Raw genomic sequence first — 10,601 nt, forward strand, 5'->3', positions numbered from 1 at the left:
ACGGGGCCTATGTGCAGTGGCTTGAGGAGGCCCGGGTGGAAGCCCTCCAGGCTGCTGGCCTGGGCTATGCCGCCATGGCCGCGATGGGTGTTGATTGCCGGTGGTCTTTCTTCAAGTGGATTGCCGCCACCCGCTCCGCCACGGCGACGAGGTGTGTGTTGGTTGCCGATGCCCTGGTCAACAGAGGGTGCGCTGGTCATGGGTCTCTCGCTTTGTCTGCAGAAACACGGTGGTTGTGGAGGCGTCTGTGAATCTGGTGATGGTGCGTGAGGGGCGTGCCTGTCCAGCTGCAGGAGATGATGGATTAGCTGGTGCGCCAAGAGTTTTGAATCGAACCTGGAGTCGCCAACGCCGTGCAAGTATAGTACAAATATACTTGCTTGTGACTGGTGCGGGGGGTGGTGGCTCTGGACTTGTTGCCCTGGCTTGGGCAAAGCACGCATGGCCGATCTGCGCAGGCTTTGCTGTGATCAAGCCATCGGCCCTGATCAGCTCTGGGGTTGGCAGATGGAACACCTTGGCCGGCGCACTGTTTGCGCGACGTTGAGCGTTACAGGCGCGAGCACGGGGCTGCTCCGAATCTTGACGTGCCCGCTTGTGCCTTTTTGTCGGGTGACCTTGCCTGGCCTCGTTGCTTGGATGACGTGCACTTATCCCCCTTCCGGGCTGTAAGTCGAAGGGGATCGATCGCTGCTTCGGCATATCAATGCCCGAACAGCCATTGCGGTGGTGGGCCCCACTCCGCCTCGGACCATGGCCTTGCAATGGCTGAAGAACTGGGCCGTGCGCTCGCCGAGGCGGGTTGGCCCGTTCTCAGTGGTCTTGCGGAAGGGGTTGATGCTGCAGCCCATCGCGGCTGTTTGGCCAGAAACGGTTCACCCATCGCGGTGTTGGGGACACCGTTGGATCGTGTTTATCCAGCCCACCACCGATCGTTGCAACAGCAGGTCGGCAGGCAGGGGCTGTTGGTGAGCCCAAACTGGTCCGGCTGTCGCGTGCATTCAGGGCACTTTGCGGCGCGGAATCATTGGTTGGTGGCCTTTGCCCAAGCGCTTGTGGTGGTGGAGTGTCCGCAACGCAGCGGAGCACTGATTTCGGCCCGCTGGGCGAGCCGGATGCAGTGCCCGTTGAGGTCAGGGGATTCACGCGGCAAGCATCAACGGTTGATGGAGGCCATCGGCTGGGGGGCCACCTTTGATCAGCTGTTGCTTCGTTTGCAGTGCTCCCCTGCTGAGCTGGCCCCCCAGCTTTTGGCCCTTGAGTGTCAGAGCGAACTGCTGTGTGAGTCTGGATTGCATTGGCGCAAGTCTTGGCCATGAAAGACTGCAAAGCCGTGGCCGGCACTGATCTGTTGCAGTGGCGGCGCCAACAACTCGCCCGGGGTGGCACCGCGGCTGATCTCGATTGGTTGCTTGACCTGGCCGGTGGCGTTCGTTGGGCCAGCCTGCAACGACTATTGCTGGACCCCACGCGCACCGTTGCCCTGGAGCAGTCCCTTGAGGTGCTCTCTGACCTGTGGGAGCGCCACCTTCACGTGAATGTTCCCTTGCAGCACTTGGTGGGGTTCTGTCCCTGGCGGGATGTGCTGCTTGAGTCGTCGCCTGCCGCATTGATTCCCCGTCAGGAAACGGAAGTGCTTGTGGATTTGGCCCTGAGCCAGTTCAAAATCACCCCGCCCGCCCGTTGGGCTGACCTCGGCACCGGCTCAGGGGCCATCGCTGTGGCTTTGGTCCGCGCCTGGCCGACGTCACCGGGGTATGGCGTCGACCTCAGTTCCGATGCCTTGCGTTTGGCAGAACGCAATCTTGAGCGTTGCGCCCCGCATCACAACTGTTCGCTGCACCTCGGGTCCTGGTGGATTCCCCTCAAACGATGGTGGGGGAGCCTGGATCTTGTGGTCAGCAATCCTCCCTACATCCCCGGTGCTGTGGTTGACGGTCTTGAGGCTGTGGTTCGTGACCACGAACCTCATTTGGCGTTGCGTGGGGGAGCTGATGGCTTGGATGCCATCCGGGCCGTGGTGAATGGAGCGCCAACGGGGCTGGCGCCCGGGGGCTGGCTTCTGCTCGAACACCACCACGACCAGAGCGCTCAGGTGAACCAGCTGCTGCGGAATGCTGGCTTGGTGGAGGTCAGTGCTGCTGCCGATCTTGAGGGGATCCTTCGCTTTGCGTTTGCTCGCAAACCTGCCGCACCAAGCTGATACAACTCCTGCGATGAAGGAAGGATTCATGCCCGCTCCGGTTCTGGCCGCTACCGATCTGGCGCTGCGGCTTCATGCCGGGGAAGCCGCCATCATTCCCACCGACACCCTGCCGGGACTGGCGGTGCTTCCCAATCAAGCCCAGACCCTCTGGCGCCTTAAGTGCCGACCGACCGATAAGGCCCTCATTTTGATGGGTGCATCAGTGAACGACCTGCTCCACGAGGTTGCGGTTCCGTGCCATCGGGAAGTTGCAGCCTTAGCTGAGCGCTATTGGCCTGGAGCGCTCACCCTGGTGTTGCCTGCCCGTGATGGCGGTGCTGGCCGGTATCTCAACCCAGGCGGCACAACGCTGGGATGCCGCATTCCGGCCTGTGAGCAGACCCGAGCTCTGCTTCACATCAGCGGGCCGTTAGCCACCACCAGTGCCAATCGTTCCGGACAACCCGCCAGCATGACCGCAGCAGAGGCGGCACTGGTTTTCCCTGATGTCGCTCAGCTGGGTCCGCACCCCTGGCCTCAACCCTCGGGCCAGGCCAGCACGGTGTTGGTCTGGGTTGAGGACGGACGCTGGCGCATGGTGCGACGGGGTGCTGTCATTCCAGCAGGGGTTGAGGTGCTCGAGTGATCTCGCTTGTTGGGCTCTGCCTGCTGGTGATGGCCTTGCTTCATTGGGTTCTGGAACCCCTTGAAGCTGTCTTCACCTGGACGCTTCAACTGAATCTTCTCCCCTGGCTGTTGGGGTTGTTCTTCATCTGGCTGCTGGCGGGCGAATCAGACCGTAGCCCGTCATCTTGATACAGATCAAGCCGGCTAACGGATTTGAACCGATGGCCTTCGCTTTACAAAAGCGCTGCTCTACCGCTGAGCTAAGCCGGCATGGGCTGCATCGTACCGGCTGCCTGGCGATTCAATGCAGGGTCTCCATCCCTGATCAGCCCAAGCATCAGCTCGAGTCGATTGCGACAACCGCTTGTCCGGAGTGCCCTGCTGATATGACACTCAACGGTGTGATGACTGATCACCAATCGCTGAGCGATGGCTCGGTTGTTGAGGCCTTCGAGCAACAACAGCACAACCCGCTGTTCAGTGGGGGTGAAGAGAGTCAGGATCCGAGGTTTCAAGCTTGAGCAGATTGCTGCTCAGAGGGTTCCACCTTCGCTGGTTGGGCGATCGGGCGACGGATCGGCAGGTTGGCCACCAGGGCGGTGACGCGGTCTTCAGTCTCGATGCTCACATCACCTTCTGCGAGGTCGATTTCCACGTAGTGGGCCACCACTTCGAGGATCTCGCGGCGCATTTGTTCGAGCAGCTCCGGATTGAGGTCGCTGCGGTCGTGGGCCAGCACCAACTGGAGCCGCTCTTTGGCTGTTTCTGCACTGGCGGGCTGACGGCGCAGGAGTTTGTCGATGAATTCCTTGAGTGTCATCGCCTCAGAAAATCCGGGTTTGCATCAGCTTGCGCATCCTGGCGCGGAGGCCGCGGCGGGCCTGGGAGGGGTCCATCAGAGGGATGTCTTCCCCCTGAAGCCGTTGAGCGATGTTGCCGTAGGCCTGGGCCGCTGGGGAAGACGAATCATTCAGGGTCAAGGGTTCACCGCGGTTGGTGCTCACGATCACCTGTTCGTCTTCAAAAACAAGCCCCAGAAGAGGTAACGCCAGGATGTCGGTGACATCGTCCACCGACAGCATTTCCTGGTTCGACATCATCTTTGGCCGCACCCTGTTGAGCACAAGCTGCACAAGCTGCACGCCCTGGGTGTTCAGAAGCCCGATCACCCGATCAGCATCCCGCACGGCGGCCACTTCCGGGGTGGTGATCACCACAGCCTCTCGGGCTGCGGCCGCGGCATTTTTGAATCCGTCTTCGATGCCTGCAGGGCAGTCGATCAACACGTAATCGAACTGGCGTTCCAGCAGAGCAATGATGGTCTGCATGTCTTTGGGCTTGAGCCACTCGAGCATCCGAGGGTTGCCTGCGGGGAGCAGGGCCAGATTGGGCTCCTGCTTGTGTTTCACCAGGGCTTGCTCAAGCCGGCAGGTCTCCGCCAGCACCTCCTGGGCGGTGTAGACGATGCGGTTCTCCAGGCCTAGGAGTAGATCGAGGTTCCTCAGACCGAAGTCCGCGTCCAGAACCACGGTCTTGGCTCCTTGGCGGGCAAGGGCGATACCAAGGTTTGCCGTGGTCGTTGTTTTTCCGACACCGCCCTTGCCAGAACAGATGAGGATGGTTCGGGTCGTCGACACCAGGGTTCTGCTTTGGTGCGGTCAGAATAATCTGGCTTTTGGGCCTGACAACGACGTCAGCGTTTTTGAAAGCTCTGGATGACGGCGGGTTCAATCGCGATCAAACCATCCTTGAGTTCGGCCTGTTCAGCCAAACCCACCTGGGCCAGATCCTCGGGGCCTCGGGCTACAACGTCCGCAATCCTCAGTTGCAGCGGTCGCAGCTGCAGGGCAACGATTTTCGCGGTCGTTGACCCCTCGCATCCGGCGTGGGCCACGCCCCGCAGGCGACCCCACACCAAAACATCAGCGGTTGAACTGATTCGTGCTCCGGGATTCACATCGCCGTAGAGAAGGATGGTGCGCTCACTTTGGAGATGGTCGCCGGAGCGCAGGGTGCCGTGGTGAAACAACAGCTCGGAAGGAGCCGTCGTCACAGGAGTGGGTCGGAGTTCATGGTTGGAAGGCGCGTTGGATCGGCTCGCGTCCAGTCCCAAGGCTGAAGCACTCACAACGGTCTCGGGAACCCGGCCGGTGATGCGCCCGAGTTGATGGCCTGCCTCGGTGACGGCGGCGCACAAATCCGCGAGGTCGCTGCAGTTCAGGATCCAGTCCCCGCAATCGAGATCAACGATCGGTCGGGAACACCTGCTCAGCAGATCAGGCAAACGATCCCTCCAGTGATCAAGGCGCTGGTCGGGAAGCCTCAAAGTCATGGCTGCTTCACGCTGCTGCTGCTCGGGGCCATTCAACGTCCATCTCCTGCCTGAGCTCGGCACTGATGTCACGGGGGTGAATCAACCAGGAGGTCGCCGCCGGGGTCGCGAGACTGGCGACCAGGGGAGAGGCTTTCTCCAGGGCTTGGAGCTGCTGCCCGTCCCAGAGGCGCAATCCGCCTCGATAGGGGTGGTATCCGCGCAGCTGTTGATAACGCAATCCGCAGCAGACTTCAGGGTCGTGGCCATGACGATCGGCCCAACGCCTGGCTGTCGCGAGCAATTGCAGTTGATCAGCGGGAGAAAGATGTTCAACGGCCATCGCTTTGAGCAGGCGGCGATCCAGACAACGCCCACTCAGTTCAGCCAGGGCTGCTGGCGCTTCGGCTTGCCAGCGCTGGAGGTGGTAGCCGGTGCGTTGGTCGTCGTTGGCGAGGAAGTCCTCCAAACGGATCTGGTCCGGTTGCCAGAGCCAACTGGCCATCACCTCATCAGCCCACACCTGCTCAGGGCCCAGTTGTCGGGTCGTCAGGATCAGTTTTTCCAGCAGCCAGTTGCACACCACATTCAGCCTGTGGGTGTAGATGCTCCTGTACATGAAGTTCCTCACCACCAGGTAGTGCTTCACAGCCATCAGACCCTTGGGATGAATGGCCATGTCCTCGTCAGGAGCCAGGGTCAGTGCTCCCAGGATGCGGTCGAGATCCAGCTGCCCGTAGCGCGTTCCGGTGCTGTAGCTGTCGCGCAAGAGGTAATCCAGTCGGTCGCAATCCAGCTGACTGCTGACCAGGTGTTTGATCAGGGGGTGAGGGCTGGCTGCGTCCGTGCTCCAGCATGGTTCGCCATCGCCTCAACCGTGCCGGATTCATGGCTTTCCAGACAGTCACGGATCTGTGGGTGATGTCGGATCACCCGCGCTGACCACGCTTCATGGCGCAGGCCAAACATCTCTTCGCCGGTGTGGCTGAGGGGGCTATGGCCGAGTCATGAAGCAAAGCAACCCCGTAGATCAGCCCCCGGTACGTCTCCAGCTCTGGTGCCAACGGCAGCATCCGCTCAAACGCACGGCGCGTCAGATGAAAGCCCCCCAGCGAGTGGGTGAATCGACTGGATTCAGCACTGTGAAAGGTGAGGTAAGCCGGGCCAAGCTGGCGCATGCGACGCAGGCGCTGGACGGCACCGTGTCCACCAGGTCCATCACCATCCCCTCGGCTGGGGCTTGGCGGTTAAGACCAATACCTCGGTGCAGAGGGTCGTGATAGGTCCGCTGGCTCATGTCTCGGTGTCGTCAGTAGGTTGTTCCAGCAGGGCCTCCATCCATTGCTCGGCTTCCGAGAGCCAGCGATCACCATCACCGCCGGGATTCAGGGGTTCCGGATCTGACAATCCACGATCGGGTGCGATACCTTCCCCGTGGATGTTCCTTCCACTCGGTGTTACGTACCCGGCGACGGTCACGGCGAGGCCGCTGCCGTCACTGAGGTTGGTCAGCGTTTGAATCAGCCCTTTGCCAAACGTCTGGCCCCCGAGAAGGGTGGCGCGTTCGTTGTCCTGAAGAGCTCCAGCCAGGATTTCACTCGCACTGGCCGTTCCTCCATTCACGAGGGTGACCATCGGTCCGTCGTATACCGTCTGGAGACTGGCCTGAATGGTGTCATTGATCCCCTCGCGGTTGCGGGTTTCAACGATGGCGCTACCGGAGAGGAAGTCGTCGGCGACCGCCAATCCAGCGCTCACCAAACCACCTGAGTTGTTGCGGAGGTCGAGCACCAATCCTTCGATGTCCTTGTTCTGGAGTTCTGTGAGGGCTTCTTTCACCTGTTCGGGGACTCCTTCGCTGAACTGGGTGATCCGCAGATAGCCAAGAGTGTGACTGCCGCTGCGCAAGCGCCGTGTGCGCACCGGCCTGAGATCCACGCTGCGGCGTTCCAGGGTCAGTTCGCTTGTTTCTCCGCTGCCGTTGTCCAGCGTCAGCACTACCTGCGATCCCACGTCTCCCCGCAGCGCTGCCACGGTTCCCTCAAGACCCAGATCCACCACGGCACCGCCATTAACAGACAGCAACTCAGTCCCACTGGTGATGTTTGCCTCGCCGGCGGGTGAACCCTCGAGGGCCGAAATCACCACAACGCCATTGCCGCTTTCATCCGGTCCCAGTTGCAAGCCCACACCGCTGAGGCTGCCGTTGGTGCTGTTTTTCAGCGCCGTGTAGTCCTCGGGACGAAGCAGCCGGGTGTAGGGGTCGCCCAATTGACCCAGCATCGATTCGATGGCTGCATAGGCATCGTTGCTGCTCTCGATGCTGCGTTCCATGGCCTTTTGCCGTTGACGCTTCCAGCGCACCGCATCGAGTTGCTCTGGGTTCCAAAAGCCCTGGTTCACAAGGCGCCAGCTGTCCACCACGAGCTGTTGTGTGTCGCTAAGTGCAACGACTGTGCAGGCGCTTCCCAGCACCAAAAAGCAGCAAAGAGCCGCTGCGATTAGTTGGCGCAGCGCTCGAAACCCTCTGCGCCGCAGCCAGTCTGAAAGATCGTTAACAGTTGGATACATCGCGGTGGGTTCGCCTCAGTGGCAGAAGCGTGCTCAGTAGACTTTCGCAACTCGAGCCCGCTTGTTCATGGCGAACTCATCACCGGTTTACGACTGGTTCCAGGAACGTCTGGAAATCCAGGACATTGCTGACGACATTGGTTCCAAATACGTGCCCCCCCACGTCAATATTTTTTATTGCCTGGGGGGCATCACGCTGGTGTGCTTCCTGATCCAGTTCGCGACTGGGTTCGCGATGACCTTCTACTACAAGCCTACTGTTGCTGAGGCTTACAAGTCGGTCGAATACCTGATGACCGACGTCAGCTTTGGTTGGCTGATCCGCTCTGTGCACCGCTGGAGCGCATCAATGATGGTGCTGATGCTCATCCTTCACGTGTTCCGCGTGTACCTCACCGGCGGCTTCAAGCGTCCCCGTGAGCTCACCTGGGTCACCGGCGTGACCATGGCGGTGATCACGGTATCCTTCGGTGTAACCGGTTATTCCCTCCCCTGGGATCAAGTTGGATATTGGGCCGTGAAGATCGTTTCTGGTGTCCCTGCTGGAATTCCCGTTGTTGGTGACTTCATGGTCGAACTGCTTCGCGGTGGCGAAAGCGTTGGCCAGGCTACCCTCACGCGCTTCTACAGCCTACATACTTTTGTGATGCCTTGGCTGCTGGCGGTGTTCATGCTTATGCACTTCCTGATGATCCGGAAGCAGGGCATTTCTGGTCCCTTGTGATCTGCGTTCCTACTGTTTCCTCAACACCTGGATTAAACGATGCACATTCTCAAGAAGCCTGATCTCTCCGATCCCAAGATGCGGGCCAAGCTCGCCAAGGGCATGGGTCACAACTATTACGGAGAGCCTGCCTGGCCGAACGATCTCCTCTACATCTTCCCGGTGGTGATCCTCGGCACCATCGCCTGTGTGGTGGGTCTGGCCGTACTGGACCCAGCCATGCTCGTTGATAAGGCTGATCCCTTCGCAACCCCTCTCGAAATTCTTCCTGAGTGGTACCTCTACCCCGTCTTCCAGATCCTGCGGGTTGTTCCCAACAAGCTTCTGGGCATCGCTCTGCAAACCCTGGTTCCCCTGGGTCTGATGCTTGTTCCTTTCATTGAAAGCTTCAACAAGTTCCAGAACCCTTTCCGTCGTCCCGTTGCGATGATCGTGTTCCTGACCGGAACCCTGGTCACCATCTATCTCGGTATCGGTGCAGCACTTCCGATCGACAAGTCCCTCACTCTCGGACTGTTCTGATCCCTCATTTGAGTTTAGCTCATTTACCCCGGCTCGTCGAGTCGGCTTTTTTATGCTACTGCTCCCTTGGTTCGTCAGTGACCCATTGATTCGTCGAGGTTGAGCATCAGCACGTCGTCTGGGTTGACATGGAGAAAGTGGTACATCAGCAGAAAACCAACGATGGTCCAGGTCTGATACGTACGTGACTGCTGTCCAACCCAGGTTCCCGTGGGGCCGTCGAAATATTCAGCCCATTGCTGACGGGGGAGCTGGTTGAGATGACTCCAATAGCACTCGTCTAACAACGTTTTCATCTGTCCCATCAGCAATACGTCGGCCTGGGGATTCAGGCGTTCGTGCAGAAGGATGGACGCTCCAAAAAACCAGATCAGGCTCGGCCAGTGGCCACCGTTGTGATAGCTCCAGGGCCAGTTTTTGGGATCGGAGCCCATTTTATTCTCCCACTCTACGCCCTCCATGGGGGGATGACAGATCCGCATCGGCATCTGGGCCATGAGGTGATCCCGGTTGTGCAGCACCAGTCGGAACAGGGCCCGTTGCTGTGGCGCAGTCAGCAACCCGAACAGGGATGCCAGAGAATTTCCCAAGGAGTAGAAGCGAAAATCCGGTCGTCCGGTCCGCATGTTCCCGCCACGGTTCTCCAGCCAGTCCTGCAACCAGTCGGGGATGACCTGTGGCTGAACGTTGAATTCGTTGTGGTGCTGGTTTCGCCGTACTGCTCCGTTGGCCGTCGCCAAAGCACTTGCATCGTTTTGCTGGTCACCCAGTAGTGCTTCAGCAGGAACTGCCGCAAGTCATGGGTCCACTGCCGGCCCAGGCGCAGTCGTTCTCCCAGAAGAACGCTGTTCTCGTGGCGTTGGCAGAGTTCCATCAGCCCAACGCAGCTGCGAAGCGCTGCAAAGAGCAGCACTTCCACCTTTAGTGGAGCGCCTCACACGTCCATGGGGCGGTCAATCATGAAGGCGCAGTCGGTAACGAAAAGTATCGGTGTGCCTTCGAAGCTGGGGTGAAGAACCAGATCGAGAAGCAGCTGTAAACCGCGTTGCACCTCAGGACTACGACTGAAGTCGGTGTCTTCACTTCGTTTGACGTAGATCCAGCAGAGAATCGGCCACCAGAGGCTTGCATCCACTGAGGTGATGCGACTAATCGAGCGTTGGCTGTAGTCCGCAGCCAGCGCCCTTTCTTCCTCCACAAAACTGGTGGGGAAGACACCGCGGGTTTGAACGTTGGTGCTTTGGAGCTGAAGGCTGATGCTCAAAAACTGCTTCACGATGGCGAAGCGTCCTTCCAGCATCAGGTAGATCATCACGGGAACGTTGTCCCGCAGGAAGATCTCGCCGTAGTTGAGGGCGTCGTCAGCGCGGCGATGTTCCATCGCGGCAACGCTGCCGGCGAGTTCCCTCTGCACGCCGATCAGCGTGGCTTCGAAGTGTTCTCGTGCTTTTTGCAGCACCTGTTCTTCGTTTGAGTTGGGGCGGAAACGCTGGCTTTGTTCGGTGAAACACGTTGGCATCGCGGTGACCTCCAACTGAAACGGAGTTCTGGCAATGGGTTTCGCCAGTGGAAGCAACCCTTCAGATCTGCGGAGCACGTGTTGGTTGCGTGAGCGAGAGGTGTGGTGTTATGGTTTTGTCTTGCGCGGGAGCCGAGAGGCG

The 10,601-nt window shown here is 59.6% G+C and carries 11 protein-coding genes, 1 tRNA gene and 3 pseudogenes; 7 read left to right on the top strand and 8 right to left on the bottom strand.

Translation table 11 applies throughout. The features are described from left to right. The 5 genes and pseudogenes from ACGVJ8_RS09345 to ACGVJ8_RS09365 form a co-directional block, all read left to right on the top strand. Positions 1–251 (top strand): annotated as a pseudogene (locus ACGVJ8_RS09345) (hypothetical protein); the annotation flags it as partial. Between the two features lie 393 nt (positions 252–644). Further along, positions 645–1,319, top strand: a complete 675-nt coding sequence (locus ACGVJ8_RS09350) for a DNA-processing protein DprA (protein WP_392347497.1) — start codon at positions 645–647, stop codon at positions 1,317–1,319. Next, complete coding sequence (gene prmC, locus ACGVJ8_RS09355; protein ID WP_392347499.1) at positions 1,316–2,203, top strand: peptide chain release factor N(5)-glutamine methyltransferase; 888 nt, start codon at positions 1,316–1,318, stop codon at positions 2,201–2,203. The genes ACGVJ8_RS09350 and prmC overlap by 4 nt, the downstream gene beginning before the upstream one ends. Positions 2,204–2,216: 13 nt before the next feature. Beyond that, positions 2,217–2,831, top strand: a complete 615-nt coding sequence (locus tag ACGVJ8_RS09360) for a Sua5/YciO/YrdC/YwlC family protein (protein ID WP_392347501.1) — start codon at positions 2,217–2,219, stop codon at positions 2,829–2,831. Next, complete coding sequence (locus tag ACGVJ8_RS09365) at positions 2,828–3,001, top strand: hypothetical protein (protein ID WP_392347503.1); 174 nt, start codon at positions 2,828–2,830, stop codon at positions 2,999–3,001. The genes ACGVJ8_RS09360 and ACGVJ8_RS09365 overlap by 4 nt, the downstream gene beginning before the upstream one ends. A gap of 9 nt (positions 3,002–3,010) precedes the next feature. Here the strand turns inward: ACGVJ8_RS09365 and ACGVJ8_RS09370 are convergent. From ACGVJ8_RS09370 to ctpZ, 7 genes and pseudogenes are all read right to left on the bottom strand, one after another. After that, positions 3,011–3,082 (bottom strand) — tRNA-Thr (locus tag ACGVJ8_RS09370). Continuing rightward, positions 3,073–3,279: a helix-turn-helix transcriptional regulator gene (locus tag ACGVJ8_RS09375; protein ID WP_392347517.1), complete on the bottom strand. Its 207-nt coding sequence runs from the start codon at positions 3,277–3,279 to the stop codon at positions 3,073–3,075. The genes ACGVJ8_RS09370 and ACGVJ8_RS09375 overlap by 10 nt, the downstream gene beginning before the upstream one ends. Positions 3,280–3,323: 44 nt before the next feature. Beyond that, positions 3,324–3,632 (bottom strand): cell division topological specificity factor MinE, encoded by a 309-nt coding sequence (gene minE, locus ACGVJ8_RS09380; RefSeq protein WP_392347505.1) that lies wholly within the window; start codon positions 3,630–3,632, stop codon positions 3,324–3,326. A 4-nt stretch (positions 3,633–3,636) separates the two neighbouring features. After that, the gene (minD, locus tag ACGVJ8_RS09385; protein ID WP_392347507.1) at positions 3,637–4,449 is read right to left on the bottom strand and encodes a septum site-determining protein MinD; all 813 of its coding nucleotides are present in this window, start codon (positions 4,447–4,449) and stop codon (positions 3,637–3,639) included. A 56-nt stretch (positions 4,450–4,505) separates the two neighbouring features. Then, positions 4,506–5,144: a septum site-determining protein MinC gene (gene minC, locus ACGVJ8_RS09390; protein ID WP_392347509.1), complete on the bottom strand. Its 639-nt coding sequence runs from the start codon at positions 5,142–5,144 to the stop codon at positions 4,506–4,508. Positions 5,145–5,151: 7 nt separating this feature from the next. After that, positions 5,152–6,420, bottom strand: a pseudogene (locus ACGVJ8_RS09395) (HD domain-containing protein). Next, the gene (gene ctpZ, locus ACGVJ8_RS09400; protein WP_392347511.1) at positions 6,417–7,694 is read right to left on the bottom strand and encodes a carboxyl-terminal processing protease CtpZ; all 1,278 of its coding nucleotides are present in this window, start codon (positions 7,692–7,694) and stop codon (positions 6,417–6,419) included. Before ctpZ ends, ACGVJ8_RS09395 begins: the two are co-directional and overlap by 4 nt. A gap of 67 nt (positions 7,695–7,761) precedes the next feature. On the opposite strand from ctpZ, the gene petB reads away from it, so the two are divergent. After that, positions 7,762–8,418 carry a cytochrome b6 gene (gene petB, locus ACGVJ8_RS09405; RefSeq protein ID WP_392347513.1) on the top strand — a complete coding sequence of 219 codons (657 nt, stop codon included), beginning with the start codon at positions 7,762–7,764 and terminating at the stop codon, positions 8,416–8,418. Between the two features lie 39 nt (positions 8,419–8,457). After that, on the top strand, positions 8,458–8,940 hold the full coding sequence (gene petD, locus ACGVJ8_RS09410; protein WP_392347515.1) for a cytochrome b6-f complex subunit IV: 483 nt from the start codon (positions 8,458–8,460) through the stop codon (positions 8,938–8,940). A gap of 74 nt (positions 8,941–9,014) precedes the next feature. Here petD and ACGVJ8_RS09415 read toward each other — a convergent pair. Next, positions 9,015–10,459, bottom strand: a pseudogene (locus ACGVJ8_RS09415) (glycoside hydrolase 100 family protein). Positions 10,460–10,601 lie beyond the last annotated feature (142 nt).

The sequence above is a fragment of the Parasynechococcus sp. genome (assembly GCF_042954245.1).
GTDB lineage: Bacteria > Cyanobacteriota > Cyanobacteriia > PCC-6307 > Cyanobiaceae > Parasynechococcus.

Excerpts from the sequence above, each read along its gene's own strand:
- petD (WP_392347515.1), top strand. The coding sequence starts at position 8,458 with ATGCACATTCTCAAGAAGCCTGATCTCTCCGATCCCAAGATGCGGGCC.
- minE (WP_392347505.1), bottom strand. The coding sequence starts at position 3,632 with ATGACACTCAAGGAATTCATCGACAAACTCCTGCGCCGTCAGCCCGCC.
- prmC (WP_392347499.1), top strand. The coding sequence starts at position 1,316 with ATGAAAGACTGCAAAGCCGTGGCCGGCACTGATCTGTTGCAGTGGCGG.
- ACGVJ8_RS09360 (WP_392347501.1), top strand. The coding sequence starts at position 2,217 with ATGAAGGAAGGATTCATGCCCGCTCCGGTTCTGGCCGCTACCGATCTG.
- petB (WP_392347513.1), top strand. The coding sequence starts at position 7,762 with ATGGCGAACTCATCACCGGTTTACGACTGGTTCCAGGAACGTCTGGAA.
- minC (WP_392347509.1), bottom strand. The coding sequence starts at position 5,144 with ATGACTTTGAGGCTTCCCGACCAGCGCCTTGATCACTGGAGGGATCGT.
- ctpZ (WP_392347511.1), bottom strand. The coding sequence starts at position 7,694 with ATGTATCCAACTGTTAACGATCTTTCAGACTGGCTGCGGCGCAGAGGG.